The 25692-nt window shown below is 68.3% G+C and carries 22 protein-coding genes and 4 tRNA genes; 15 read left to right on the top strand and 11 right to left on the bottom strand.

Features of this window, described 5'->3' with window-relative positions; translation table 11 throughout:
* Window positions 1-92 precede the first annotated feature (92 nt).
* Window positions 93-168, bottom strand: a tRNA-Lys gene (locus KBO27_RS01740).
* 136 nt (window positions 169-304) lie between these two features.
* On the opposite strand from KBO27_RS01740, the gene KBO27_RS01745 reads away from it, so the two are divergent.
* The 4 genes from KBO27_RS01745 to KBO27_RS01760 all read left to right on the top strand — a co-directional run bounded on the left by KBO27_RS01745 (window position 305) and on the right by KBO27_RS01760 (window position 4118).
* Window positions 305-844, top strand: coding sequence for a GNAT family N-acetyltransferase (locus tag KBO27_RS01745; protein ID WP_210968226.1), 540 nt, complete (start codon window positions 305-307; stop codon window positions 842-844).
* Between the two features lie 159 nt (window positions 845-1003).
* Window positions 1004-2185: a cobalamin-independent methionine synthase II family protein gene (locus KBO27_RS01750; RefSeq protein ID WP_210968227.1), complete on the top strand. Its 1182-nt coding sequence runs from the start codon at window positions 1004-1006 to the stop codon at window positions 2183-2185.
* A gap of 39 nt (window positions 2186-2224) precedes the next feature.
* Window positions 2225-2923: a class I SAM-dependent methyltransferase gene (locus tag KBO27_RS01755; RefSeq protein WP_210968228.1), complete on the top strand. Its 699-nt coding sequence runs from the start codon at window positions 2225-2227 to the stop codon at window positions 2921-2923.
* 52 nt (window positions 2924-2975) lie between these two features.
* Window positions 2976-4118 carry a serine hydrolase domain-containing protein gene (locus KBO27_RS01760; protein ID WP_307870196.1) on the top strand — a complete coding sequence of 381 codons (1143 nt, stop codon included), beginning with the start codon at window positions 2976-2978 and terminating at the stop codon, window positions 4116-4118.
* Between the two features lie 7 nt (window positions 4119-4125).
* Here the strand turns inward: KBO27_RS01760 and KBO27_RS01765 are convergent, their stop codons facing one another.
* On the bottom strand, window positions 4126-4668 hold the full coding sequence (locus tag KBO27_RS01765) for a chorismate mutase (protein WP_210968229.1): 543 nt from the start codon (window positions 4666-4668) through the stop codon (window positions 4126-4128).
* A gap of 216 nt (window positions 4669-4884) precedes the next feature.
* Between KBO27_RS01765 and KBO27_RS01770 the strand changes: the two genes are divergently transcribed.
* The gene (locus KBO27_RS01770; RefSeq protein ID WP_210968230.1) at window positions 4885-5412 is read left to right on the top strand and encodes a phosphatase PAP2 family protein; all 528 of its coding nucleotides are present in this window, start codon (window positions 4885-4887) and stop codon (window positions 5410-5412) included.
* Between the two features lies 1 nt (window position 5413).
* Here KBO27_RS01770 and KBO27_RS01775 read toward each other — a convergent pair whose 3' ends face one another.
* Complete coding sequence (locus KBO27_RS01775; RefSeq protein ID WP_132680501.1) at window positions 5414-6028, bottom strand: YigZ family protein; 615 nt, start codon at window positions 6026-6028, stop codon at window positions 5414-5416.
* A gap of 116 nt (window positions 6029-6144) precedes the next feature.
* On the opposite strand from KBO27_RS01775, the gene KBO27_RS01780 reads away from it, so the two are divergent.
* Window positions 6145-6345, top strand: a complete 201-nt coding sequence (locus KBO27_RS01780; protein ID WP_093414443.1) for a hypothetical protein — start codon at window positions 6145-6147, stop codon at window positions 6343-6345.
* A gap of 144 nt (window positions 6346-6489) precedes the next feature.
* Here KBO27_RS01780 and KBO27_RS01785 read toward each other — a convergent pair whose 3' ends face one another.
* A complete protein-coding gene (locus KBO27_RS01785; protein WP_210968231.1) occupies window positions 6490-7611 on the bottom strand; it encodes a 5-methyltetrahydropteroyltriglutamate--homocysteine S-methyltransferase in 1122 nt (373 codons plus the stop codon).
* A gap of 178 nt (window positions 7612-7789) precedes the next feature.
* On the opposite strand from KBO27_RS01785, the gene KBO27_RS01790 reads away from it, so the two are divergent.
* Window positions 7790-8941, top strand: a complete 1152-nt coding sequence (locus tag KBO27_RS01790) for an FAD-dependent monooxygenase (RefSeq protein ID WP_246536211.1) — start codon at window positions 7790-7792, stop codon at window positions 8939-8941.
* 65 nt (window positions 8942-9006) lie between these two features.
* On the opposite strand, the gene KBO27_RS01795 is transcribed toward KBO27_RS01790, so the two are convergent.
* From KBO27_RS01795 to KBO27_RS01810, 4 genes are all read right to left on the bottom strand, one after another.
* On the bottom strand, window positions 9007-9831 hold the full coding sequence (locus KBO27_RS01795) for an aldo/keto reductase (RefSeq protein WP_210968233.1): 825 nt from the start codon (window positions 9829-9831) through the stop codon (window positions 9007-9009).
* Between the two features lie 116 nt (window positions 9832-9947).
* On the bottom strand, window positions 9948-11156 hold the full coding sequence (locus KBO27_RS01800) for an MFS transporter (RefSeq protein ID WP_210968234.1): 1209 nt from the start codon (window positions 11154-11156) through the stop codon (window positions 9948-9950).
* A gap of 199 nt (window positions 11157-11355) precedes the next feature.
* Window positions 11356-13068: an aa3-type cytochrome oxidase subunit I gene (gene ctaD, locus KBO27_RS01805; protein WP_210968235.1), complete on the bottom strand. Its 1713-nt coding sequence runs from the start codon at window positions 13066-13068 to the stop codon at window positions 11356-11358.
* A 155-nt stretch (window positions 13069-13223) separates the two neighbouring features.
* Window positions 13224-13793, bottom strand: a complete 570-nt coding sequence (locus tag KBO27_RS01810; RefSeq protein ID WP_132671877.1) for an SACE_7040 family transcriptional regulator — start codon at window positions 13791-13793, stop codon at window positions 13224-13226.
* A gap of 90 nt (window positions 13794-13883) precedes the next feature.
* Between KBO27_RS01810 and KBO27_RS01815 the strand changes: the two genes are divergently transcribed.
* From KBO27_RS01815 to KBO27_RS01825, 3 genes are read left to right on the top strand one after another with little or no spacing between them, the layout of a single operon-like run.
* Window positions 13884-15497 carry a carboxyl transferase domain-containing protein gene (locus tag KBO27_RS01815; RefSeq protein WP_210968236.1) on the top strand — a complete coding sequence of 538 codons (1614 nt, stop codon included), beginning with the start codon at window positions 13884-13886 and terminating at the stop codon, window positions 15495-15497.
* Between the two features lie 9 nt (window positions 15498-15506).
* Window positions 15507-17516: an acetyl/propionyl/methylcrotonyl-CoA carboxylase subunit alpha gene (locus tag KBO27_RS01820; protein ID WP_372448819.1), complete on the top strand. Its 2010-nt coding sequence runs from the start codon at window positions 15507-15509 to the stop codon at window positions 17514-17516.
* Window positions 17509-18666: an acyl-CoA dehydrogenase family protein gene (locus tag KBO27_RS01825; RefSeq protein WP_210968238.1), complete on the top strand. Its 1158-nt coding sequence runs from the start codon at window positions 17509-17511 to the stop codon at window positions 18664-18666. Before KBO27_RS01820 ends, KBO27_RS01825 begins: the two co-directional genes overlap by 8 nt.
* Window positions 18667-18730: 64 nt before the next feature.
* Here the strand turns inward: KBO27_RS01825 and KBO27_RS01830 are convergent, their stop codons facing one another.
* The gene (locus KBO27_RS01830; protein ID WP_132671873.1) at window positions 18731-19192 is read right to left on the bottom strand and encodes a hypothetical protein; all 462 of its coding nucleotides are present in this window, start codon (window positions 19190-19192) and stop codon (window positions 18731-18733) included.
* Between the two features lie 528 nt (window positions 19193-19720).
* On the opposite strand from KBO27_RS01830, the gene KBO27_RS01835 reads away from it, so the two are divergent.
* The 5 genes from KBO27_RS01835 (at window position 19721) to KBO27_RS01855 (ending at window position 21370) form a co-directional block, all read left to right on the top strand.
* Window positions 19721-19960, top strand: coding sequence for a hypothetical protein (locus KBO27_RS01835; RefSeq protein WP_132680513.1), 240 nt, complete (start codon window positions 19721-19723; stop codon window positions 19958-19960).
* A gap of 231 nt (window positions 19961-20191) precedes the next feature.
* Window positions 20192-20782, top strand: a complete 591-nt coding sequence (locus KBO27_RS01840; protein WP_210968239.1) for a ScbR family autoregulator-binding transcription factor — start codon at window positions 20192-20194, stop codon at window positions 20780-20782.
* A 312-nt stretch (window positions 20783-21094) separates the two neighbouring features.
* Window positions 21095-21167 (top strand) — tRNA-Glu (locus KBO27_RS01845).
* 23 nt (window positions 21168-21190) lie between these two features.
* Window positions 21191-21267 (top strand) — tRNA-Asp (locus KBO27_RS01850).
* Window positions 21268-21296: 29 nt separating this feature from the next.
* Window positions 21297-21370 (top strand) — tRNA-Phe (locus KBO27_RS01855).
* A 127-nt stretch (window positions 21371-21497) separates the two neighbouring features.
* On the opposite strand, the gene fxsT is transcribed toward KBO27_RS01855, so the two are convergent.
* Together fxsT and KBO27_RS01865 are read right to left on the bottom strand one after the other, a co-directional pair.
* Window positions 21498-24266, bottom strand: a complete 2769-nt coding sequence (gene fxsT, locus KBO27_RS01860) for an FxSxx-COOH system tetratricopeptide repeat protein (RefSeq protein ID WP_210968240.1) — start codon at window positions 24264-24266, stop codon at window positions 21498-21500.
* Between the two features lie 109 nt (window positions 24267-24375).
* The gene (locus KBO27_RS01865) at window positions 24376-25689 is read right to left on the bottom strand and encodes a tyrosine-type recombinase/integrase (RefSeq protein WP_210968241.1); all 1314 of its coding nucleotides are present in this window, start codon (window positions 25687-25689) and stop codon (window positions 24376-24378) included.
* Between the last annotated feature and the right edge of the window lie 3 nt (window positions 25690-25692).

Raw genomic sequence — 25692 nt, forward strand, 5'->3', positions numbered from 1 at the left:
TCGCGAAGGCCGGGGGCTGCGAGTCGTTTCGGTAGGGTTTAGGTAGGGCGTGATCGTGAAAAGAAGAACCCCAGGCCTGTGACCTGGGGTTTTGGTGGGCCGCCAGGGGATCGAACCCTGAACCCGCGGATTAAAAGTCCGCTGCTCTGCCAGTTGAGCTAACGGCCCGCGTGCCCAAGGTTACAAGGTCCGGATGATCTTCGCGGCTCGTGGTAGCGGCAATTCGGACCGAAGTCACACCAGGGCATCCCAGGGCCGCGCGGCCGGGCGCTCCGGGTGCGTGGGCTTCCGCCGAACTCGAAGGGTGAGCGACATCTTGACCTACCAGCACCGACTCGCCGCGCGCGAGGACCTGCCCGCGATCGTGGACATCTACAACTCGGTGATCCCGGAGCGCTCGGCGACCTGCGATCTGGAACCGATCACGGTCGCGTCCCGGGAGGCGTGGTTCGCGGAGTCCGATCCGAGGCGCCATCCGATCTGGGTCGGCCACGAGCCCGGCAGGCCTGAGGCCGTGACCGGGTACGTGTCGTTGGAGCCGTTCCTCAACGGGCGCCGGGGCTACGACGTCACCGCCGATCTGGCGCTGTACCTGCATCCCGACCATCGGGGCAGCGGCCAGGGCGCGCACCTGCTGAGCCACGCCATCGTGCGGGCGGCCGAACTGGGCTTCCGGGCGATCGCGACCACGATCTTCGCCTCCAACGAGCGGAGCATCCGGCTCTTCCGGTCCCACGGCTTCCAGGAGTGGGGACGTCTACCGGCCGTGGCCGACCTCGACGGCCGCCTTGAGGACGTCGTCTTCGTGGGAATTCCCCTGGGGACCAAGACCGTTCTGGTCTGAACCGACCGGGCAAGGCCGTTCGGGCCCACACCGCCCACGAACGCTCCACCAGGTTTCCGGGCCGTGGTGGGGGTGTTGACCGGGGGCTGGGGGTGGAGAAGGGTTCGGAGTGCGGTCTTGGGGGCCGTGTTCGTCAGGGTTGTTGGCAGAAGGAGAGCCGTGAGCAGGATCCTCGCGACGCACACCGGAAGTCTGATCCGTCCGACCGAACTCCTGTCGTTCCTGTCCGCGAAGGCCCGAGGTGCGGCCGTGGACGAGGACGCCTACCAGCTCCGCCTGTCCGAGTCCGTCGACGACGTCGTCCGCAAGCAGGTGGAGGCGGGTGTCGACGTCGTCGACGACGGCGAGATGGGCAAGGCCAGCTGGATCACCTACCTCTACGAACGGGTCGGCGGCCTGGAATCGCGGCCGGTCGAGCTCGAAGGCCCGAGCATGCTCCCGCCGAGCCGCGACCGGCAGGCGTTCCCGGGCGCTTACGCCGAGCTCGACGCGCTCGACGAGGCGGCCGTCCGCAAGAGCAGCGCGCAGGAGCAGGCGCCGTCGGCCTGGTACTGCACCGGTCCGCTGCGCTACGACCGGACCGCGATCGACCGCGACATCGCGAACGTGGAAGCCGCTGTGGCGCAGCACGAAGGGGTCGAGGCCTTCCTGCCGGTGGTCGCTCCGGCGAGCGCCTACTGGCTGACCAACGAGCACTACGACTCCGAGGAGGAGTTCGTCTTCGCGCTCGCCGACGTGCTCAAGCAGGAGTACCGGGCGATCATCGACAGCGGCCTGCTGCTGCAGGTCGACGACGCGGTGCTGATGCACGAGTGCGACACGATCCTGGCCGGGGGCGGCTCCTACGACGATTACCGGCGCTGGGCGGAGCTGCGCGTGCGGGCCCTCAACCACGCGCTGGAGGGATTGCCGGAGGAGCGCGTCCGGTATCACGTGTGCTTCGGCAGCTGGCACGGTCCGCACGCGTTCGACCCACCGCTGCGCGACGTCATCGACCTGATCCTCCAGGTCAACGCGGGTGCTTACGCGATGGAGCAGGCCAACCCGCGGCACGAGCACGAGTGGCGGGTGTGGGAGGACGTGAAGCTGCCGGACGGCAAGAAGCTCATCCCGGGCGTGGTCACGCACCACACCAACGTCGTCGAGCACCCGGAGCTGGTGGCGCAGCGGCTGATCCGTCTCGCGGGTGTCGTCGGGCGGGACAACGTCCTCGCCGGAACGGACTGCGGTTTCGCGCAGGGCGCCTTCGTGAAGCGGGTCCACGAGGAGATCCAGTGGGCGAAGCTCTCGGCCCTGGCGGAGGGCGCGCGACTGGCCTCGCAGCACCTCTGGAGTCGGTAAATGTCCCTGCGCTGCTTGGTTTTTCGGTAGGATGACCGGATGGGAGACGCTGCTCGTCCGGTGCGCGACGTTGACGGTCTGCTGCGGATGCTCGACGAGATCTTCCCGGCGCTGGAACCGTTCTGGGACCGCTTCTACGAGGATCGCGACCGAGACGTCCCGTTCTTCGCCGCCAAACCGGATGAAAGCCTCGTGTCCTACGTGGACGGAGGGGTGCTGAAGCCGGGCCGCGCGTTGGACCTGGGGTGCGGTCCCGGCCGCAACGCCGCGCACCTGGCCGCCTCCGGGTTCGACGTCGACGCGGTGGACCTGTCCGCCGCCGCGATCGCGTGGGCCCGGGAGCGGGCCCCGGAGGTCCGCTTCCACCGGGGCGACGCCTTCACCGCGGACCTCACGGGCCCCTACGACCTCATCTACGACTCGGGCTGCTTCCACCACCTGCCGCCGCACCGGCGGATCAGCTACCTCGATCTGCTCGACCGGCTCCTCGCCCCCGGCGGGCACCTGGCGATCAGCTGCTTCGTCGCCGGAGCCGACAACTCCGGGACCGAACTGCCCGACCTGGAGCTCTACCGCCAGGGCGTCCTGGGAGGTGGACTCGCCTACACCCCCGACGAGCTGCGGGACGTCTTCGCCGATCTCACCCCCGTGGAGGTCCGGCGGATGCGCTCCCAGCCACCGGAGTCGCCGGTCTTCGGCGCGGACTTCCTCCAGGTCGGGCTCTTCCGGCGCCGATGAGTTCTGGGGTGCCGCCGAGTCGACACTCGAAGGATTTTCAAGGAGGACGACGGTGGGATTCGATCAGGCCAGGCTGGCGCGGATGCGCGAGGTCATGGACGGCTACGTCGCCGACGGCACGCTCCCCGGCGCGGTGACCGCGGTCAGCCGCGGCGGTGAAACGCACATCGCCGCGTACGGGAACCTGTCCATCGGCGGTGAGCCCGTGCGGCGCGACACGATCTTCCGCATCGCCTCGATGACCAAGCCCATCACCGCCGCGGCCGTGATGAGCCTGGTGGAGGAGTGCGTGCTGCGGCTCGACGACCCGGTCGACGACCTGCTGCCCGAACTCGCCGACCGGCGCGTGCTGACCAGCCCGGACGTTCCGCTGACGGACACCGTCCCCGCAGCCCGGTCGATCACCGCGCGAGACCTGCTGACCTTCACCTTCGGGCTCGGCGCCGTGCCCGGTGACGTGCCGATCGCGAAGGCGATGCACGAAGCGGGCCTGTCACCGTCCCCGGTCGACCCCGGAGTGACCCCTGACGAGTGGATGCGGCGGCTCGGCGAGCTCCCGCTGGCGTACCAGCCCGGTGACCAGTGGCTCTACCACACCGGATCGGACGTGCTCGGCGTGCTGATCGCCCGCGCGACCGGCCGGGAGCTCGCGGACGTGCTGCGCGAGCGGATCTTCGAACCGCTCGGGATGCGCGACACCGGCTTCCGCACCTCGGCCGAGTCCCGCGTTCCCACCGTCTACATGCCCGACGACGGCGTGCTCGTCCCGTTCCCCGCACCCGCTTCCGAGGAGCCCGCTTTCGGCTCGGGAGCGGGAGGGCTGCTGTCCACGGCGGACGATTTCCTCGCGTTCTACCGGATGCTGCTCAACGGCGGGAAGCACGAGGGGACCCGCATGCTGTCCCGCGCGTCGGTCGAGCTGCTCACCACGGACCGGCTCGTCGCGTCGCAGAAACCCGACCCCGCAGCCACTCTGCCCGGCAACGTCGGCTGGGCGTTCGGGCAGAGCGTGGTGACCCGGCGGGTCGGCCTGGCGGGGGTCGGCCAGTTCGGCTGGAGCGGCGGCTTCGGCACCACCGCTTTCGCCGAACCGGCCGAGGACCTGATCGCCATCCTGCTCACGCAGCGCGCGCTGACCGGCGGCGCCCCGCACTTCCAGGACTTCGAGACCACCACCTACCAGGCCCTCGCCTGAGCGGAGGTCAGGAGCAGATCGAGGGGATCGCCCGGCCCAGCCCCGCCTGGTGCAGGGCGGTGAGGTCGTGCGCGGTGCGGACGTAGGCGCTGAGCAGCCTGCCGTCGCAGGACGGGCCGTCGCGCAGCTCGTCGGTGTCGCGGAGCTGCAGCAGGATCGCCTCCCCCAGTCGGTCCAGCTCGGGGCGGATCTCGCCGAGATCGGGCCGCTCGGTGGGCTGCTCGTCGGGATGGGCGCTCCAGCGCGCGTGCAGCCCCCGCTGCACGAGCTTGCTGGCCTCGATCTGATCGCGGAATATCCGCTTGGCCTCCTCGGCGTCGAGCCCCAGCTCGGCCGCCCGCACGGCGACACCGTCGAGCACCTGCTGCTCGCGCTCGGGGTCCTCGATCGGCGAATCCGTTCCCCACTTGGCCGCCGCGACCTGGTCGGACAGCGTCACGCGCTCAGCGGCCGAACCCACCAGCGGCTCCAGCGCTCCTTCCGCGCTCGCCGGAGCCCCCAACCCCAGAACGGCGATGACAACAGCACTTCCGACGATCAGCGAACGCATCGCAGAACCTCCCCAGAAGATCGGTTTCCCTCCACTCATACACCCGGCTCACGGTGCGGGGTAACGGATTTCCGCTGAATTCGTGATCCGATCCGCGTGGAAAACTTTCGGGAATTCGCCGCCGCGCCGGTGTGCCGGGCGACGCGCGGGAATCCGGTTAGGGTGGGTGTGGTGGATTTCAGCTCCGAGTTGTTCCGTGTCATCGCGGGGTGGGGTGTGGCTTCTCCGGCCTGGGTGCAGGCCGTCGCGGTGGTGCTGACCGATGCCCTCCTGCTCGCGTTCATCCCCCTCGCCGTGTTCGTGTGGTGGAGAGTCGACCGGCGGGTTCGAGCCATGCTGGCGATCCTGCTCTCCGGCGGGTCCGCGTGGGTGCTCAACGGCCTGGTCAAGGAGATCATCGAGCAGCCGAGGCCGTGCTTCACGATGCCCATCCCCACGGTCGAGCACTGCAGCGAGGTCGGGGTCTTCTCGCTGCCCAGCGGGCACTCGGCCACGGCGGCCGCGTTCGCGGTGACCACGGCCGTGCTGTGGCGGCGCGCCGCAGCGGTGGTCGCGGTCGCGGCGCTGCTGGAGGCGTTCCTGCGGGTCTACATCGGCGTGCACTACCCGCACGACGTGGTCCTCGGCCTGCTGTTCGGAACGCTCATCGGCACGATCGCCGCGGTGGCGGGCAAGCCCGGCGACAGGCGGCCTCCCGCGGCCCCCGCCGACACCGCCGCGGCCACCACGTCGGCGGCGTCCTGATCTACATCTCGGCGTGGACGAGCGGGCCTTCGGCGGCCTGAGCGGCTCCGCCGGTGCTCTCGGCCAGCCACGCGTGGAACCCGTCGACGTCCTCCACGGGCACGTGGACGTGGAAGCGGACCGCGGCGTCGTAGGAGGTGTCGGCGACCTGGTAGCCGGCCGACCGCAGATCGTTGTCGAGCCTGCCCGCCAGCACGTAGTCGGCCTCCACCAGCAGCACCCGCACCGGTCGCCGCTGCAGGGTTCCGACGTGCTCCAGCGCCGCCGACACCGCGCCCCCGTAGGCGCGGACCAGGCCGCCCGCGCCCAGCAGCACCCCGCCGAAGTAGCGGGTCACCACGGCCACGGTGTTGGTGATCTCGTTGCGGCGCAGCACTTCCAGCATCGGCACCCCGGCCGTGCCCGCGGGTTCGCCGTCATCGCTGGACTTCTGGATCTCGCCGGAGTCGCCGAGCACGAACGCCGAGCAGTGGTGGCGGGCGTCGTGGTGCGTCTTGCGCTGGAGCTGGATGAACTCCCGCGCCTCGGACTCCTCGGTCACCCGCGCCAGCGAGCAGATGAACCGGGACCTGCGCACCTCGATCTCGTGCTCGCCCGACCGCTTGATCGTCCGCATCAACCCTCCCCCGGCCATCCTCCCACCTGGGGGTTCAACGATCGGCGTGTGGGGATTTTCATGGAAGGGACGGGCGATTTCCGCCTTGTCGGTGCCGCCCCGTACCGTCCACCCTCATGGAGCAATCATCGAGCCCGTTTGAACCAGGCGTGCGGGTGCGTGCCACGTTCGGCCGGTTCCGTGATCAGGAGGGCACGGTGGTGGAGACCGCCACGGGTCTCCCGCAGGTTTTCGAAGGCCCTGTCCTCTGGGTCAGATTCGACGGCGCCGAAGAACCGGGCCTCGTGGCAGGCCGCTTCCTCGAAGAAGCGGCCTGAGATTCGCCTGACGGTGCTCGCCGTGCGTGGCGGTGCCGGTAGCAGAACCTGAGCGGCTCCATGGACTGCGGGTGCCGTCGCCCATGCACGTCCGATGCACGACGCGACGGCCGTCCTCGCCACGAAGCCGCTCAGAACCTGCGATCAGCCCCAGACCTCCTGGGCCGTTTCCACGACCAGGCGGAGCTTGGCGACCTCTTCCTCGTAGGTCAGGGCGTTGCCGTCCTTGGTCGAGGCGAATCCGCACTGCGGTGACAAGCACAGCTGGTCGAGGTCGACGTACTTGGCGGCCTCGTCGATGCGCCGCTTGAGGTCGTCCTTGGACTCCAGCTCGCCGCGCTTGGTCGTCACCAGGCCCAGCACCACGTGCTTGCCCTTGGGGACGTACCGCAGCGGGGCGAAGGTGCCCGAGCGCTCGTCGTCGAACTCCATGAAGAAGCCGTCGACCTCCAGCCGGCCGAACAGCGCCTCGGCGACGAAGTCGTAGCCGCCCTCGGCGACCCACGACGACCGGAAGTTGCCCCGGCACATGTGGGTGGTCACCGTCAGCGTGTCCGGACGGCCGCGCAGCGACTCGTTGATCAGCTCGATGTCCTTGACGTGCGCGTTCTCGCCGTCCTCGCCCCGGGCGTTGAGCATCTCGCGCTGCTTCGGGTCGTTGAGGTAGGCCAGGCTGGTGTCGTCGAGCTGGAGGTAGTGGCAGCCCAGGTCGGCCAGCGCGCGCACCTCCGCCCGGTAGGCGGCGGCCAGGTCGGCGCGGAACTCGGCCATGTCCGGGTAGACGCTGGAGTCGACGGCCGCGGGGCCGCCCCGGTAGGTGAGCATGCCCGGCGACGGGATGGTCAGCTTCGGCGTGTTCCTGGTGGTCTTGGAGGCGAGGAACGTGAAGGCGTCGGCGAAGATCGTGCCCGAGAGCTTGATCTTGTCGGTGACCTTCAGGTCGGGGGTGATGAACTCGATGTCACCCTGGGCGTTGTGGAACTGGACCTTGAGGCTGTTGTCGTCGACGCGCTCGACGCCGTCCAGCTGGTACAGGAAGTCCATGTGCCATGAGCTGCGGCGGAACTCGCCGTCGGTGGCGCTCTGCAGGCCGATGTCCTCCTGCATCGTGACGACCTGGGTGATCGCCTCGTCCTCGATCCCGCGCAGCTCGGCGTCGTCGATTCGGCCGGCCGCGTGCGAGTCTCGGGCTTCCAGCAGGCGCTCGGGGCGGAGGAGGCTGCCGACGTGGTCGGCCCGGAACGGTGGTGCTACACGTGGGCTCATGGCAGGCAACATAGTTCTCGGGTACCCCGGTGCCTAGGCGAGTTTTCATTTTCCGAAAACCTGTCCCGATCGGGCGCGGCATGGTCGTTCACGGCGTGTGACCAAGGACAATTCGGTACATACGGTCGAGTGGATAAAATTGTCGGGGCAGCTACGTCGGGGATGACGGATGGAGACGATGCGAGTTCTCGTGATCGGAGCCGGAGTCGGGGGACTCGCAATCGCCAACGGATTGCTCGGCAAAGGCCATGACGTGCAAGTTTACGAGCACCACGACGCCTTGAGGACGTCCGGCGCGGGCATCACGGTGTGGAGCAACGGCACCGCGGCGCTGCGCGAGCTGGGGGTGGACATCACCGACCGCGGGCATCAGCTCGACAGCCTCCGGTCACTCACCGAATCCGGACGATTGCTCTGGGAAGCCGACCTGGACGAGGTCACCGAGCGGCTCGGGTCGCCGACCGTGCAGATCCCGCGCCGCGAGCTGATCGCGGAGATGGCCGCCGCGCTGCCCCCGGGTGCGCTGCAGTTCGGCCGGCGCTGCGTCTCGGTCAGCGAGCACCCCGATCACGTGCGGGTCGAGTTCGCCGACGGTTCCAGCGCGGTCGGGGACGTGCTCATCGGCGCCGACGGGCAGCGCTCGGTGGTGCGCCAGCAGGTCCTCGGCGGTGATCCCGCCAAGCCCACCGGCTGGGCCAGCTGGCAGGGGCTGACCCGCAGCGACCTGCCGGTCGCCACGGGCAGGCAGACGCTCAACATCGCCGGGCGCAACGCGCACTGCGGGCTCATCCCCACCGGCGACGGGCTGCTGCACTGGTGGTTCGACATGCCGTGGAAGGAGGGAGACCGGGTCCACACGGTCGCCGAGCTGCGCGAGACGTTCCGCGGCTGGCCGGGGCCGGTCGAGGCGCTGCTGGCCTCCGTCACCGACGACGACCTGGGCTTCTTCCCGCACATCCGGCACAAGGTCCCGCACATCTGGGGCGGGCCGCGCAGCACCCTGCTCGGTGACGCCGTGCACGCGATGCCGCCCGCGGTCGCCCAGGCGGCCAACCAGACGCTCGAAGACGCCTGGCTGCTCACCCAGTACATGGCCGACGCCGAGGGCTCCCCGGCCGAGCGGCTGCGCGCCTACGAGTTCGAGCGCCGCCCGCGGGTCCTCAAGGTCTCCCGCACGGCGGCGCTGACCTCGGCGCAGCGGCGGACCCCGATCCAGCGCATCGCCCGCTTCCCGGGCTGGCTGGCCACCCACAGCCAGGTCGTCTCGCTGCGCTCCGGCAGCAACGTCCTGCGCTCCCTGTCCCCGAAGCCCCGCCTCCGCGTCGCCTGACCGCGAAGACGAAAGACCCCCGACCACCAGTGGCGGTCGGGGGTCTTCTCAGCGAGGGCGAGGGCTCACATCTCGTCCGGGTCGGGGCCGACGCGGACGCCGGTCTCCAGGGCGGTGATGGCCTTGACGTCGTCCTGGGCGAGCTCGAAGTCGAAGACCTCGATGTTCTCCTTGATGCGCGACGGCGTGACCGACTTCGGGATGGTCACGTTGCCCAGCTCGATGTGCCAGCGCAGCACGATCTGAGCCGGGGTCTTGCCGTACTTCTCCGCCAGGTTGGCGACCGTGGCGCTGTCCAGCAGGCCGTTGTTGCGGCCCAGCGGGCTCCACGCCTCGGTGGCGATGCCGTGCTCGGCGTGGAAGGCGCGCAGCTCGGCCTGCGGCAGGTTCGGGTGCAGCTCGATCTGGTTGAGCGCGGGCACGATGCTGGTCTCGTCGAAGAGGCGCTGCAGGTGCGGGATCTGGAAGTTCGACACGCCGATGGCCTTGGCGCGGCCGCTGTTGTAGATCTTCTCGAACGCCTTCCAGGTGTCGACGTAGGCGTCCTGGCTCGGAACCGGCCAGTGGATCAGGTAGAGGTCCACGTAGTCGAGGCCCAAGCGGGACAGGCTGTCGTCGAAGGCCTTGAGCGTGCTGTCGTAGCCCTGGTCGTCGTTCCACAGCTTGGTGGTGACGAAGAGGTCCTCACGCTTGACGCCCGAGTCGGCGATGGCCTTGCCCACGCCTTCCTCGTTGCCGTACACCTTCGCGGTGTCGATGCTGCGGTACCCGGCGTCGATCGCTGCGCGGACCGGGGCGATGACCTCGTCGGCCGGAACCAGGAAGACGCCGTAACCCAGCTGAGGCATGGAAGCACCGGTGTTCAGCGTGACGTTCGGAACCTGAGTCATGTGCGTGTTTCCTCCACCGAATTCGGGATTGGTCTGGCCAAGGGGCCCCGGTCGTCTGGAACCGATTCAGGGCCCCTTGCATTCCAGAGCACTCCTGTGAGCTGAGCAACCGCAGATCAGGCGGTGAGCTCGGATTCGGTCGCGGGCGATGCCTGGTGCGAGGCCACGACGCCGCCCCGCTTCGGGCGGCTGTCCAGCCGGCCCGACAGGACCGCGAAGCCCAGTCCGACCAGCGCCAGCAGCGCGCCGATCCAGCTCGGCGAGATCAGCCCGAACCCGGCGGCGATCACCACGCCGCCCAGGTAGGCGCCCAGCGAGTTGGCGATGTTGAAGGTGGACTGGATGCTCGCCGAACCCAGCGCCGGGGCTTCCTTGGCCTCGTCGAGGATGCGGGCCTGGATGCTCGGGATCGCGGTGAACCCGGTCGCGCCGATCAGGAAGACCATGATCGGAGCCATGATCGGGTTCTGCGCGGTCAGCGCGAACACCACCAGCGACACCGCCAGCGCGGAGATGCCCGCGCACAGCGTCTTCAGCGGCGAGCGGTCGGCGAGCCGTCCGCCCACCGCGGTGCCGACGGTCATGCCGACGCCGAACACGGCCAGCAGCGGGGTGACGGCGGTGGCGCTGAAGCCGCTGACGTCGGTGAGCACCGGCTTGATGTAGCTGTAGAACGAGAAGATCGCGGCGAAGCCGAACACGACGACGGCGAACGCGAGCCACACCTGCGGGCGGCGGAAGGCCCGCAGCTCACCGCGCAGGCTGACCTCGGTGGGCTTGGGCTGCTTGGGCACCAGCACCGCCACGGCGGCCAGCGCGATCACGCCGATCACGGCGACCAGGCCGAACGCCCAGCGCCACCCGAGGGCGTGCCCGAGCAGGGTGCCGATCGGCACGCCGACGATGTTGGCGACGGTGAGGCCGATGAACATCATCGAGATCGCTTGCCCGCGCCGGTCGGCGGCGACCAGACCGGCGGCCACGACCGCGCCGATGCCGAAGAACGCGCCGTGAGGCAGGCCGGAGATGAACCGGGCGACCAGCAGCGTCTCGTGGTTCATCGCGAACGCGGAGAACAGGTTTCCGGCCGTGAACAGCACCAGCATGTTCAGCAGCATCGTCTTGCGGCGGGAGCGCAGGCCGAGCATGGTGAGCGCGGGCGCGCCGATGACGACGCCGAGTGCGTACAGCGAGATGTAACCGCCGGCGTCGGGGATCGACACCTGCAGGTCGGTGGCCACTTCAGGCAGCAGCCCCATCATCACGAACTCGGTCGTTCCGATCCCGAATGCGGCGATGGCCAGGGCCAACAGGGCAATGGGCAAGGAAGTCCCCCGTGTGGTGAAGAAGGTGGTGGTCTGTTCCGCGCGCTGCGCTGCACGGCGTTGTCAGGCGGTCATCGCCTTGGTGGGTGCGCGTCGGCGGAAACGATTCAGTCCTGCGCCGACGATGGCGCTCCGCACACGTTCAACAGTACGCAGGCCTGCGCTCTTCCTCGTCCGACTATGAACCGCGCCACGGAGGTCATCGCCCGTTCGGACCAGGATCGCGGCGCAGGGACACGTGCGCCTCGGCCGCCAGGCGATCGGCCATGTGCGGGTAGTGCAGCTCGAAGGCCGGGCGGATCGACCGGATGCGCGGCAGCGCGGTGAAGTTGTGCCGGGGCGGCGGGCACGACGTAGCCCACTCCAGGGAGTTGCCGTGGCCCCACGGGTCGTCCACGTCGACCGGCGTGCCGAAGCGGTAGCTGGTGAGCACGTTGTAGAGGAACGGCAGCATCGAGGCGCCGAGGACGAACGCGCCGATGGTCGAGACGGTGTTCAGAGCCGTGAAACCGTCGGTGACCAGGTAGTCGGCGTAGCGGCGCGGCATGCCCTCGTCGCCGAGCCAGTGCTGCACCAGGAACGTCAGGTGGAACCCCACGAACGTCAGCCAGAAGTGCAGCTTGCCCAGCCGGTCGTCGAGCATCCGGCCGGTCATCTTCGGGAACCAGTAGTAGACGCCGGCGAACACCGCGAACACGATCGTGCCGAACAGCACGTAGTGGAAGTGCGCCACGACGAAGTAGGTGTCGGTGATGTGGAAGTCCAGCGGCGGTGAGGCCAGCAGGACCCCGGTCAGGCCGCCGAGCAGGAACGTCACCAGGAACCCGACCGAGAACAGCATCGGGGACTCGAACGTCACCTGCCCGCGCCACATCGTCCCGATCCAGTTGAAGAACTTGATGCCCGTCGGCACCGCGATCAGGAACGTCGCGAACGAGAAGAACGGCAGCAGCACGGCCCCGGTGGCGAACATGTGGTGCGCCCACACGACCGCGGACAGTCCCATGATCACCATGGTGGCCAGCACCAGCCCGGTGTAGCCGAACAGCGGTTTCCGGCTGAACACGGGCAGGATCTCGGTGACGATCCCGAAGAACGGCAGCGCCACGATGTAGACCTCGGGATGCCCGAAGAACCAGAAGAGGTGCTGGTAGAGGATCGCTCCGCCGTGGGCCGGGTCGAAGACGTGCCCGCCGAGGTGGCGGTCCACCAGCAGCCCGAACAACGCGGCCGTCAGGATCGGGAACGCCATGAGCACCAGGATGCTGGTGGCCAGGATGTTCCAGGTGAAGATCGGCATCCGCCACATCGTCATCCCCGGGCAGCGCAGGCACACCACCGTCGTGATCATGTTGACCGCGCCCAGGATCGTGCCCAGACCGCTGACGATCAGCCCGGCCGCCCACAGGTCACCGCCGGGGCCGACGGAGAACTCGCTGCGCGACAGCGGTGCGTAGGCCGTCCAGCCGAAGTCGGCCGCGCCACCGGGCATCAGCAGGCCGCTGATCACGATCAGCCCGCCGAACAGGAACAGCCAGTAGGAGAAGGCGTTCAGCCGCGGGAACGCCACGTCCGGCGCGCCGATCTGCAGCGGGAGGATCACGTTGGCGAAGCCGAACACGATCGGTGTGGCGAACAGCAGCAGCATGATCGTGCCGTGCATGGTGAACAGCTGGTTGTACTGCTCCTGGGACAGGAACTGCAGGCCGGGGACGGCCAGTTCGCCGCGGATCAGCAGCGCCATCGCGCCGCCGGTGATGAAGAAGGCGAACGAGGTGATCAGGTACAGGATCCCGATGTCCTTGGGGTCGGTGGTCCGCAGCCAGGGCACCAACCGCGCGCCCTTGCGCGGGCGCCTGCCGACCGCGGTCCGGGTGGGCACCGCCGTCGGTTGGATCTGCGTGGTGGCCATGCCAACCTCCGGCCTTCGCGGGAGCGACCTCTCTCGACCGATGCTCCGCTCTTACCCGCGAGTCCGCTCTCGCAATCTTCCTCCCGCGCACGGCGCCGGGCGTTGATCACGGGTCGGTGGAACCGCGGCTCCGCGATCCGGAGTTCGCCGGTGGGTCAGATCGCTGCGATGGCCCCGTGCGCCATGTGGCGGAGGAGGCGCGCCATCGCCGAGGTGTCCAGGTGCGCGCTGAACGGCGTCGAGTTGATCAGGCCGAACACCGCGTGCGCCGCCGCGCGGGCGCGGGGCCGGTCCAGCTCCGGGCGGGCGTCGCGCAGCACCGAGACCCACACTTCGACGTAGAGCCGCTGGGATTCCCGGACCCGGCGGTGGTCGCGGTCGGAGAGGGAGTCCAGGTCGCGCATGTGCACCGTGATCAGCGCCGGGTTGTGCAGCGCGAACTCCACGTGCCAGCGCACCAGGCGGTCCAGGGCGTCCTGCGAGCCGGAGGCGGCGTCGACCCGTTGCTTGCCGCCGAGCAGCAGCCGGTCGCTGATGCCGGTCAGCAGCTCCGCCAGCATCGCGTCCTTGCTGCGGAAGTGCCGGTACAGCGCGGGTCCGGAGATGCCCACGGCGGCTCCGATGTCGTCGATGCCGACGCCGTGGAAGCCGGCGCGCGCGAACTTCTCCGCCGCCGCGGTCAGGATCTGCTCGCGCCGGGTCGGTTTCGCCGCATCGGTCGACATGCTGCTCAATACTAGACGACTCGGTTAGCCGTCGTTAACATGGAGCGGTAGTTAACGATGACTAACCGAGCCAAGCGGAAGGTGTGCCCCATGGATGCGCCCGCTCTGCGCACGTCGGTGGACCCGGACTCGCCGGAGTTCGCGCGCAACGCCGAGCAGCACGCCAAGCTCGTCGACGACCTCAACGCGCAGCTGGACCGAGCCCGTCTGGGCGGGCCGGAGAAGGCGCGCATCAGGCACGTCGAGCGCGGCAAGCTGCTGCCCCGGGACCGCGTGGACGCGCTGCTCGACCGCGGTTCGCCGTTCCTGGAGCTCTCGCCGATGGCCGCCCACGGCCTCTACGAGGACGAGGCTCCGTCGGCGGGGATCATCACCGGGGTCGGCCGGGTGTCCGGTCGCGAGTGCGTGGTGGTGGCCAACGACGCGACGGTCAAGGGCGGCACCTACTACCCGGTGACGGTCAAGAAGCACCTGCGCGCGCAGGAAGTCGCGCTGCACAACAACCTGCCCTGCCTGTACCTGGTCGACTCTGGCGGCGCGTTCCTGCCCAGGCAGGACGACGTGTTCCCCGATCGCGAGCACTTCGGCCGGATCTTCTACAACCAGGCCACGATGTCCGCGCGCGGCATCCCGCAGATCGCCGCCGTCCTCGGCTCCTGCACGGCGGGCGGCGCCTACGTGCCCGCGATGAGCGACGAGGCCGTGATCGTCCGCGAGCAGGGCACGATCTTCCTCGGCGGTCCGCCGCTGGTGAAGGCCGCGACCGGGGCCGAGGTGACCGCCGAGGAGCTGGGCGGCGGGGAGCTGCACTCGCGCACCTCGGGCGTCACCGACCACCTCGCCGCGGACGACGCCGACGCGCTGCGCATCGTCCGCACCATCGTGAGCACGCTCGGTCCGCGCGAGCCGCGCCCGTGGGAGGTCGCGCCGAGCGAGGAGCCCGCGGTGGATCCCGACGAGCTCTACGGCGCGGTGCCCACCGACTCCCGCACCCCCTACGACGTGCGCGAAGTGATCGCGCGGATCGTCGACGGCAGCCGCTTCGCCGAGTTCAAGCACGACTACGGCCAGACCCTGGTGACCGGGTTCGCCCGCATCCACGGTCAGCCGGTCGGCATCATCGCCAACAACGGGATCCTGTTCAGCGAGTCCGCCCAGAAGGGCGCGCACTTCATCGAGCTGTGCGACAAGCGCTCGATCCCGCTGGTGTTCCTGCAGAACATCTCCGGGTTCATGGTCGGCAAGGAGTACGAGGCCGGGGGCATCGCCAAGCACGGCGCGAAGATGGTCACCGCCGTCGCCTGCGCTCGGGTCCCGAAGTTCACCGTGGTCATCGGCGGCTCGTTCGGCGCCGGCAACTACTCGATGTGCGGCCGGGCGTACTCGCCGCGCTTCATGTGGATGTGGCCCAACGCCCGGATCTCGGTGATGGGCGGTGAGCAGGCCGCATCGGTGCTGGCCACCGTCCGGCGCGACCAGCTCGACGCGCGCGGCGAGCAGTGGCCGGCCGAGGACGAGGAAGCGTTCAAGCAGCCGATCCGCGACCAGTACGAGCACCAGGGCCACCCCTACTACGCGACAGCCCGGCTCTGGGACGACGGCGTGATCGACCCGAAGCAGACCCGGGACGTGCTGGGCCTGGCCATCTCCGCGGCGGGCAACGCGCCGTTGGAACCGATCTCCTACGGCGTTTTCCGGATGTGAGGGATGAGCATGTACGACACCGTGCTGGTCGCCAACCGCGGGGAGATCGCGGTTCGGGTCGTCCGCACCCTGCGTGAACTGGGCATCCGCTCGGTCGCGGTGTTCAGCGACGCCGACCGCGATGCCCGCCACGTGGCCGAAGCCGACACGTCGGTCCACATCGGACCCGCACTGGCGACCGAGAGCTACCTCAACGGCAAGCGGATCCTCGACGCGGCCCGGGAAACCGGCGCGCAGGCGATCCACCCCGGCTACGGGTTCCTGGCCGAGAACGGCGACTTCGCGCGCGCCTGCGAGCAGGCCGGCGTGGTGTTCATCGGCCCGCCCGCGAGCGCGATCGAGTCGATGGGCGACAAGATCCGCGCCAAGCAGACCGTCTCGGCAGCGGGTGTTCCGGTGGTGCCGGGTCGCAGCGACGCCGGCATGACCGACGCGGACCTGCACCGGGCCGCGCTCGACGTCGGGTTCCCGGTGCTGCTCAAGCCCTCGGCGGGCGGCGGCGGCAAGGGGATGCGGCTGGTGCACGCCGAAGCCGAGCTGGACGACCAGATCGCCTCCGCGCGCCGCGAGGCGGGTTCGTCCTTCGGCGACGACACCCTGTTCGTCGAGCGGTTCGTCTCGCGCCCCCGGCACATCGAGGTCCAGGTCCTCGCCGACTCGCACGGCAACGTCGTGCACCTCGGCGAACGGGAGTGCAGCCTGCAGCGGCGGCACCAGAAGATCATCGAAGAGGCGCCGTCGCCCCTGCTCGACGCCCAGACGCGCGCCCGGATCGGGGCCTCGGCCGCCGACGCCGCGCGCGCGGTCGGCTACACCGGCGCCGGCACGGTGGAGTTCATCGTCTCCGCCGACCGGCCGGACGAGTTCTTCTTCATGGAGATGAACACCCGCCTGCAGGTCGAGCACCCGGTGACCGAGCTGGTCACGGCGGTGCGCGGCGAGCGCGGCGTGGACCTCGTCGAGCAGCAGGTCCGGGTCGCCTCGGGCCAGCCGCTGACCTGGGCTCAGCAGGACCTGACGCTCGACGGTCACGCCGTCGAGGCCCGCGTCTACGCCGAGGACCCGGCCCGCAACTTCCTGCCCACCGGCGGTGAGCTCCTCGCCGTCCACGAACCCACCGGCCCGGGAATCCGCGTCGACTCCGGAATCCGGCCCGGCGGCAGCGTCGGCTCCGACTACGACCCGATGCTGGCCAAGGTCATCGCCTGGGCTCCCGACCGGGCCGACGCCCTGCGCCGCCTCGACAAGGCCCTCGTCGACACCACGATCCTCGGCCTGAACAGCAACATCGCCTTCCTGCGCGCCTTGCTGCAGCACACCGACGTCCTCGCCGGGAACCTCGACACGGGCCTGGTCGAACGCGACCTGGAGTCGCTGACCGAGAGCGAGGTGCCCGAGCACGCCTACGTCGCGGCAGCGCTGGAACGCCTCATCGCCGCCCAGCCGAGCAGCGGATCCGATCCCTGGGAAGCGCCCCGCGGCTGGCGCCTCGGCCGCCCGGCGTGGAGCACCTGGCGCTTCACCGGCGATCTCAAGGTCCACCTCCGGGGCACCCCGGAGCGCGCGGAGGTCGCGGTCGAGAGCGAGGCCACGACGGCGTCGACGGAAGCCTCCGGGCACCTCCGGGGCGACACCCTCACCGTCACCTACCGGGGGCGGACCCGCCGGTACCGGTGCGCGCACGTCGACGGCACCACCTGGCTGGCCGCGGACGGTCGCACCTGGGCGCTCACCGAGCACCGGTTGCTGGCCGAACGCGGCGACGCCGCCGGCCGCTCCGACGGGGTCGTGACCGCCCCGATGCCGGGAACGGTGCTGGTCACCGACGTCACCCAGGGTCAGCAGGTGCGCAGCGGACAACGGCTGTTCGTCGTCGAGGCGATGAAGATGGAGCACACCGTCACCGCCCCGATCGACGGAACGGTCACCGAAGTTCACGCGAGGAAGGGGCAGTCGGTCGGGCTCGATCAGCCGCTGGCCGTTCTCACCGCCGAAGGGGAGGGAAGACGCGATGGTTGACCACCGGCTCAGCGAGGAGCACGAAGCGCTGCGCGAGAGCGTCCAGGAGTTCTCGCGCAAGGAAGTAGCCCCGGTCATCGCCGACTACTACGAGCGGGAGGAGTTCGCCTACCCGCTGGTGCGCAAGATGGGCGAGATGGGCCTGTTCGGCCTGCCGGTCCCGGAGGAGCACGGCGGCATGGGCGGCGACTACTTCGCGCTGTGCCTGGCGCTGGAGGAGCTCGGGCGCATCGACCAGTCGGTGGCCATCACCCTCGAAGCCGGGGTGTCGCTGGGCATCATGCCGCTCCTGCGCTTCGGCACCGACGAGCAGAAGCGCACCTGGCTGCCGAAGCTGGCCCGGGGCGAGGTGCTGGGGGCGTTCGGCCTCACCGAGCCCGACGGCGGCTCCGACGCGGGCGCCACCCGCACGACGGCGGTGCTCGACGGCGACGAGTGGGTGATCAACGGTTCGAAGGCGTTCATCACCAACTCCGGGACCGACATGACCGGGTTCGTCACGGTCACCGCGGTCACCGGCGAGCGCCCGGACGGCCGCAAGGAGATCTCGACGATCCTGGTGCCCTCCGGCACGCCGGGCTTCACGGTCGCCAAGAAGTACTCGAAGGTCGGCTGGAACGCCTCCGACACCCACGCCCTGTCCTTCGACGACTGCCGGGTCCCGGCGGCCAACCTCGTCGGCGAGCGCGGCCGGGGCTACGCCCAGTTCCTGGCCACGCTCACCGAGGGCCGGGTGGCGATCGCCGCGCTCGGCGTCGGCACGGCCCAGGGCTGCGTCGACGAGTGCCTGCGCTACCTGGGAGAACGCGAGGCGTTCGGGCACAAGATCGGCGAGTACCAGGCGATGCAGTTCAAGGTCGCCCAGATGGAGCTGCGGGCCCACACGGCCCGGCTGGCCTACTACGACGCGGCCTCGCGGATGCTGCGCGGCGAGCCGTACAAGAAGGAGGCCGCGATCGCCAAGCTGGCCTCGTCGAACGCGGCGATGGACAACGCCCGCGACGCCACGCAGATCTTCGGCGGCTACGGCTTCATGAACGAGACACCAGTGGGTCGCTTCTACCGCGACTCCAAGATCCTGGAGATCGGTGAGGGCACCAGCGAGGTGCAGCTCATGCTCATCGCCAGGGAGCTCGGCCTACCGGCCTGAGCACAAGCGAGAGGTCGTGGTCGCGAGCGGGGGGCTCGCGGCCACGACCTCTTCTTCGTCCGTCTCACATGGGTCGATAGCGGTCGACCGGGACGGTCATCTCCTCGGTCTGCTCGACGTCGGGGATTCCGCCGGCGAGTCGTGCTTGCATCGGGTCGGGGGTGTTGTCGGGGTGGGGGCCGTCCTGGCCGGGCCACGCGGGTGCCTGAGCCGTCGGCTGCTGCTGCGCCTGCGGCTGGGCCGCGTGCTCCGCTTCGGCGATCTCGAGGTGCTGCATCACCCAGTCCCGCGCGAGCGAGGCCGGGGATGTTCCCTGCTTGAAGGCGAGCTCGCGGAGACGCTCGTTGGCCAGCAGCGGCAGCCGCAGCTGGTACACCTGAGCGGCACCGAAGCGACGCCCTGATCCGGTGGTTTCGGGGCTTTCCTCCGGGTCAAGCGCAGCCAGGTACGACTCGAATTCGGGGTCCGGTTCGGCTTCTTCGGCGGGCTTGCGCTGCCGATTCGCCTTCGTTCGTCCTAGAGCCACGCGGACACGATAACGGTTGTATTGCGGCCTGCCTATCGTGGCGACCTTGGAGTTCGGCTCGCGGTTCTGGGCGCGGGACCGCCACCAGCGAGTGTTCCGATCGGGTGAGATGTGGCGAAAACCCGCTCTGACGTGGAAGGCCCCCGCGCCAGGGGGAGGAGCACGGGGGCCGGAGGGGATCTCCACAGGTGCTGACCGGGGGTGTGTCAGCGCCGCCGATTGTGGCACGCGCCTCCCTCTTGCGGGGAGCGTTGCGGCCACGATTCGTGCATCCGGCACCGTCCGCCTGCCCCGGTCGGCGGTCTCGCTCGCCCGCTGCGGACCGTGAGATCGCGATGATCCGGAATGCGAGCGGCGTCCGGTTCGTTGTCCGGGGTGGACGCACGGTGTGACGCAGGCAATATCCGAAGTGGATCGACCCACGCACGCGATTACTCTCAGTTGACGGCGAATCACTCTCTGGGGGGCTGCGGCTGTTGACAACCTGTGGATAACCTGCGGCCGGAACCCGAGGGCCTGGGAGGCGTCATGTACGGGTCGCTGGACGTACGAAAGTTCTTGTGGCAGCAGGAAGACGGGCAGTCGCGGCAGCAGTCCGCGGTGCCCGGGCAGCGCGTCGGCGAGCCCTCGCGCATCTCGGAGGAGCAAGTGCACCGAGCCAGAATCGCGGTCGCTCGCAGCGCCGAGAGCGCGGAGGACTGCCGCCTGCTGCTGGACATGCTGGGCCTGGTCCCGGATGAGGACGGGCAGCCACCCGTGGCGCGCTGACCTGGAACGCGTCGTGGGCTGGACCGCGTGCCGGTCTGCGCTGAGGCGCGTTGAGCTCGCTGCCGAACTCACCGTCGGCAGGTGTTCTTCGAACGTGTGACAACCAGGTGTTCCGCTGGGCGAAAGGTGCGCATCCGGGGTAACGTCCGGTGGCATATTTGATCAACCGTTCGGGCGTGGTGTCGCCCGCATGGGCGGTCAGGCATGGCCACCGGGGGTCGGAGTCGATCAATGGCACAGCAGCACCGGGCGCAGCTCACTCGTCACTCGATCATGGTCGCCGCGGCGGAGGAGATCGACGAGGTCGGTTATGAGGCCGCCAAGCTCAGCGCGATCCTGCGCCGCTGTGGAACCACCAAGGGTGCGTTCTACTTCCACTTCAGCGGCAAGCGGGAGGTGGCTCACGCGCTCGTCGAGCGCTACCGCGAGCACCTCGCCGAGCTGAGCAGCCGTTGGTACGAGCGCGGGCAGGACCCGCTGGCGACGATGGTCGGCCTCACCTGCGACACGGCTCGCCGTCTGGAGGAGGACGTGCTGCTGCGCGCGGGCCTGTCCTTGGCCTGCGGCCACGTCGGCACGGACACGGACGGCTGGGAGTTCCTGTTCGATGACCTGATCCGTCGCGCGGCCGACCGCGGACTGCTGCGCCCGGGCGTGGACCCGGCCGCGACGGCCCGCCTCTGCTACGCGGTGGTCGTCGGCACGAACCTGCTCGTGGCGGGCGACCCGAGGCGCCTCGCGGCCCGCTTGGAGGAGTCGTGGCGCGTCCTGCTCCCGGGCCTGGCGGTCGACGGCTCCCGGGTGGCCGCAGCGGTCGGATGATCATGAGTCGTGGATCACAAAACTCCACCTCGACCCGATTTGGCCGTTTCCAAGTCCGCCGAGGCCCCTCGGTCGCCTCGGCGAGGCGCGCAGGGGGCTGCTCCCGATGGTGGCGATTGGGCAGGTCAAGGGACTAGTATCGGCCTCGGGCGCGGAGCGCTGGGGCGGTCCGTGACGGTGCCGCGCGGCTAAAGGGACCCCCGGTTTGGGCGGCCGGAAGCGTGTGTCGTAAGCTTTCATCACTGCCAACGGGGCGCCCCGAAAGGGAAAGCCGGTTGGAGGCGAAGGCCGGACCGGTTTCGGATCGGTCAAGCCCCCATCGTCTAGCGGCCTAGGACGCCGCCCTTTCAAGGCGGTAGCGCGGGTTCGAATCCCGTTGGGGGTACGAACAACTGAAGATTGAAGCATGGCCCAGTGGCGCAGTTGGTTAGCGCGCCGCCCTGTCACGGCGGAGGTCGCGGGTTCGAGTCCCGTCTGGGTCGCCAAGGCGAACGGCAGCACGCCGGACGCTATCGGCCAGGTAGCTCAGTTGGTACGAGCGTCCGCCTGAAAAGCGGAAGGTCGGCGGTTCGACCCCGCCCCTGGCCACCGCTCTTACCTGCGAAGAAGCCCCTCCGGATCCCGGAGGGGCTTTTTTGGGTCTCAGTTTGGGTCTCAGTGGATGACGTGAGCATCTGTTGTTGGGCATGTCATGACCAACAACGTCCAGACACATCTACCCTGCGTCTCCTAGGGTGGCCAGGAGCGTTTTGGTGTGTGTCCTTAGCGGGTGGTCGAGGCCATACGCGGTTTCGACGATGGCGAGTGCACGTTCCAAGCGGTCGCGTGCGGTCGTGAGCTCGCCGAGCTGTTGGTGGGCGAGGCCGAGGTTGATCAGAGTGTTGGCGATGTCGGGGTGGTCGGGGCCGTAGGCCTGCTTTTGGATGGTGAGTGCGCGTTGCTGTAGCTGGAGCGCGGTGGTCAGCTCGCCAAGCTGTTGGTGGACGATGCCGAGGTTGATCAGAGTGTTGGCGATGTCGGGGTGGTCGGGGCCGTAGGCCTGCTTTTGGATGGTGAGTGCGCGTTGCTGTAGCTGGAGCGCGGTGGTCAGCTCGCCAAGCTCTCGATGGACGGTGCCGAGATTGCTCAGGATGGCGCCGGCCTCGGGGTGGTCGGGGCCGTAGGCCTGCTCTTTGATGGTGAGTGCGCGTTGCTGTAGCTCTAGTGCGGTCCCGAGCTCGCCAAGCTGTTGCCGGACCGTGCCGAGGTTGTCCAGGGTGGTGGCGACCTGGGGGTGGTCGGGGCCGTAGATCTGCTCTTTGATGGTGAGTGCGCGTTGCTGTAGCTCGAGTGCGGTAGTCAGGTCGCCAAGCTGTTGGTGGACGAGGCCGAGATTGGTCAGGGTGGTGGCGACCTGGGGGTGGTCGGGGCCGTAGGCCTGCTCTTTGATGGTGAGTGCGCGTTGCTGTAGCTCGAGTGCGGTAGTCAGGTCGCCAAGCTGTTGGTGGACGAGGCCGAGGTTGCTCAGGGTGCTGGCGATGCCGGGATGGTCGGGGCCGTAGGCCTGTTCTTCGATGGTGAGTGCGCGTTCGTAGAGGTCACGTGCAGTAACGGTGTCGCCGAGTAGTTGGTGGACGGTGCCGAGGTTGCTCAGGGTGCTGGCGATGTTGGGGTGGTCGGGGCCGTAGGCCTGTTCTTCGATGGTGAGTGCGCGTTGCTGTAGCTGGAGCGCGGTCCTGAGCTCGCCAAGCTCCCGGTGGACGGTGCCGAGGTTGCTCAGGGTGCTGGCGATGTCGGGATGGGTAGGGCCGTAGATCCGCTCTTCGATGGTGAGAGCGCGTTCGTAGAAGTCACGTGCAGGTGTTAGCTCCGCTCGGGTAAGGCTGTACCCGCCTAGCCAGAAAAGAAGTTTGAAAACGCTTCGAGTATCGGCTGCGTGTTCTGCCGCAATGCGAGCATGAGCGGCCAACCGTGCTGCTCGTGGCCAAGAAATGGGTTGCTCAAGGTCTTCCGGGAGGAGTGAAATGATCTTGTCCGCTATGAAGTTGGCCCATACATGTTGCTCGTCTGCTACTAGGTGGTGGCGTGTGACGGCTTGGACGAGGCGGTGGATGTAAAGACCTTCGGATTCGCCGTCGGTTTTCGTGGCGAGGTGAGTCTTGGTGAGAGCGCCGACTGTTTCGGCGATTCCAGTCGGGGTTGAGCTTGCTTGGGCGAGTTGTTTTGGAAGTTTGTCTACTTGATTCAGTAGTTCGTATACAGGAATATCATCCGGGGCGAGGAAAGCACAGATCCGCAGGAGGTCCAGCGCCGCCTGGTTGTTGCGTTTCAGGTCGTCGAAGTGGAGTAGCCAGGTCGTCGCCACGCTCGCCGGGTATTCGCTGGTGGGGAGCCCGCGGGTGAGTAGCTTGGCGGCTTCCTGGCGATCTTGTACGAGTTTTAGGTAGGTATTGATCGACATGCTGTGGATGTCGATATACGCGGCCGCTTGCGCAAGGGCGAGCGGCAGGTATCCCAGTTCCGCGACCAGCTGTGCTGTGGCTTCGGGCTCGTGTTTGCCGGTGCGTTCACGCATGAACTCGATGGCTTCTTCACGCTTGAACACTTCGAGTTCGAGCGGCTTGGCGAGGCCGGTCCAGCCGCGCTCTCGGCTCGTCACAAGCACGTGGCCACCACCACTACTGGGGAGGCAGGTGCGGAGGAAGTCCGGGTCGGTTGCGTTGTCGAACACCAACAGCCAACCATTGTTCTGATTGAGGGCGGTCATGACCGAAGACACTGTCTCCCTCTGATCTTGCTCGGTAGGCAATCCCAGCTTGGGGGCAAGCGCGGCAAGATCTTCTAGGAGCGTGATCTGGTTTTCTGCGCGGATCCACCAGGCGATGCGGTAGGTCTCGTCGGTGAGTCGTTCATGGGCGTAGTGCAGAGCCAAAGTGGACTTGCCGATACCGCCTAGTCCTCGTAGAGCCACGACGGCCACGGGTCCCTTGCCCAGGAGGGCTGAGATGTCATCCAGCTGCTGACCTCGGCCGGTGAAGGTGGCGTTTCGTGGGGGGAGGTTGCTAATCGGCCTGTTAGTCTGAGCGTGGGCGGTTGGCTTCCGTTCGGTATCGGCCGCGGTACTGAAGTTTATTGTCTCGACAGTGCCAATAAAGGTGCTTGAAGGGGCTGTGACGACGGTCCCTGAGTTGCCACCAGCGACGACGGTTGAATCGGTAACATCTTTGGTTTGGAAATCTGGCGCCGCCGTTTTTCCAGCGTCCTGCTTTGAACCAAGTTTGCGTCTAACGAGCGCGAACGCTACGAGAAGAACGACTAGCCCAACCACCGTCGGCCACATGATGTATGGGTTATGCGCCCAAGGCCAGGCCTTTTCGTCAGAAAGCAAACCGGTTGAGATGTTGGTTGCGAGGCCTAGCGCGGCGAGCCCCACTACGTCCATGGCGATGAGCGTGTCTAACGCCTTTTGAGAACCGCTTCTCCTGCCGCTCTTGCTGCCAGCCATGAGGCTTGATCATGCCAGCATCCGTTAGCGAGTTGGTCCGGGTCTACGTTTTGGCTACTTACAGACGAGGGGAGGCTGCTACGAAAATAGCGGCCTCCCCCAGGATCTGTCAGTTGGTCCCCCAGAAATAGCTGTTGAGGCGGTCGGCGACGTCTCGTCTGAGGGTGTCGGTGACGTGCATGTAGCGCTGCTTCATAGAGATGGTTGACCAGCCCATGAGGTCCATGACGGTTCGGTCTGGGACACCGAGGATGAGTAGGACTGTGGCGGCGGTGTGGCGGGCGTCGTGCAGGCGCGCCTCGCGGACGCCGGCCTCGGTGAGTACGGCTTTCCACTCGTCGAGGTCGCGGCGTGGGTCGAGGGGTTTGCCGTTGGGCTGGGTGAACATCCACCCTCCTTCTTCCCACTCGTTGGCAGCTCGTTCCCGCTCCGCGGCCTGGACCTTCCGGTGGCGAGTGATCAGCTCCAGGAGTTCGTTCGGAACGGGGATGGTGCGGCGGCCGGCGCGCGATTTGACGTCGACCTCGACCAGTCCGCCGTTCCTACGCTGCGGGCACCACCTGGCGTGGTCGGTGCAGTCCGGCGGGCAAGGTGGAGGACAAGCACGGGTGTGGCGTTTGCAGCCGTCTGGGCAGGGCTTGGTCTTGTGGTATTTGGCCCCGCAGGCGTGGGGGTCCTTGCATCCGTGCTGCCAGGTCTGACGCTGGAGTGCCTTGCGAATCCGGATCATGCCGCGGCGTTCGTCGAAGTTCTGCCACTTCAGCGCGAGCGATTCGCCTTGCCTGGTACCGAGGGCCAGGGCGATGACGAACCGGACTCCGTTGCGGCGTTCGAGGCAGACCTTGAGGATTCGCTGCACGTCCTCGGCGTCGAGCGGTTCGATCTCCTCTTCCTCCAGGCGGGGCGCTTTGGCGATCTCCAAGGGATTCCTGTTGATGTAGCCCCGCTTGTACGCCTCACCGAAGGCGGTCCGTGCGGTGCGGTGCACCTGGTGCGCGGTGCCGGGCTTGAGGCCGGAGTCGAGCATTCGGCGGTAGAGCTTTTCGAAGAGCTCCGGGTGCTTCTCGATGTGGTCCAGCCGGTGGGCTCCCAACCCGGGGATCAGGTGTTTGTACACAGCCGTCTGGTAGCCGCGCATCGTCTTGTACCTGGTCGTGAGCGGCGCGATGTCCTCCACCCAGTGAGTGAGCCACCGCTCGACCTTCCAACTACGGCCCTTCTTGCGCACCTTCCCGGAAGATCGCTCGGACTCCAGTTTGCTGACCGCAGCGGCAACCTCGTCCCGGTTCTTCCGCTTGATGTGCCGACGATCCGGCTTCCCGTCGTCTCCGACACCCATCGTCACGCGGCCGTGCCAGAGGCCGTCGTTGCCGAAGTAGATCGACGAGCGTCCGTTGGCGGCCCTTGTGCGCTTCTCTTCCACCTT

This window comes from Saccharopolyspora endophytica, assembly GCF_018070075.1.
GTDB lineage: Bacteria > Actinomycetota > Actinomycetes > Mycobacteriales > Pseudonocardiaceae > Saccharopolyspora > Saccharopolyspora endophytica.

Coding starts and splice junctions, on each gene's coding strand:
- KBO27_RS01755 (WP_210968228.1), top strand. CDS start 2,225: ATGGGAGACGCTGCTCGTCCGGTGCGCGACGTTGACGGTCTGCTGCGG.
- KBO27_RS01765 (WP_210968229.1), bottom strand. CDS start 4,668: ATGCGTTCGCTGATCGTCGGAAGTGCTGTTGTCATCGCCGTTCTGGGG.
- KBO27_RS01775 (WP_132680501.1), bottom strand. CDS start 6,028: ATGCGGACGATCAAGCGGTCGGGCGAGCACGAGATCGAGGTGCGCAGG.
- KBO27_RS01780 (WP_093414443.1), top strand. CDS start 6,145: ATGGAGCAATCATCGAGCCCGTTTGAACCAGGCGTGCGGGTGCGTGCC.
- KBO27_RS01785 (WP_210968231.1), bottom strand. CDS start 7,611: ATGAGCCCACGTGTAGCACCACCGTTCCGGGCCGACCACGTCGGCAGC.
- KBO27_RS01790 (WP_246536211.1), top strand. CDS start 7,790: ATGCGAGTTCTCGTGATCGGAGCCGGAGTCGGGGGACTCGCAATCGCC.
- KBO27_RS01795 (WP_210968233.1), bottom strand. CDS start 9,831: ATGACTCAGGTTCCGAACGTCACGCTGAACACCGGTGCTTCCATGCCT.
- ctaD (WP_210968235.1), bottom strand. CDS start 13,068: ATGGCCACCACGCAGATCCAACCGACGGCGGTGCCCACCCGGACCGCG.
- KBO27_RS01810 (WP_132671877.1), bottom strand. CDS start 13,793: ATGTCGACCGATGCGGCGAAACCGACCCGGCGCGAGCAGATCCTGACC.
- KBO27_RS01815 (WP_210968236.1), top strand. CDS start 13,884: ATGGATGCGCCCGCTCTGCGCACGTCGGTGGACCCGGACTCGCCGGAG.
- KBO27_RS01820 (WP_372448819.1), top strand. CDS start 15,507: ATGTACGACACCGTGCTGGTCGCCAACCGCGGGGAGATCGCGGTTCGG.
- KBO27_RS01825 (WP_210968238.1), top strand. CDS start 17,509: ATGGTTGACCACCGGCTCAGCGAGGAGCACGAAGCGCTGCGCGAGAGC.
- KBO27_RS01835 (WP_132680513.1), top strand. CDS start 19,721: ATGTACGGGTCGCTGGACGTACGAAAGTTCTTGTGGCAGCAGGAAGAC.
- KBO27_RS01840 (WP_210968239.1), top strand. CDS start 20,192: ATGGCACAGCAGCACCGGGCGCAGCTCACTCGTCACTCGATCATGGTC.
- fxsT (WP_210968240.1), bottom strand. CDS start 24,266: ATGGCTGGCAGCAAGAGCGGCAGGAGAAGCGGTTCTCAAAAGGCGTTA.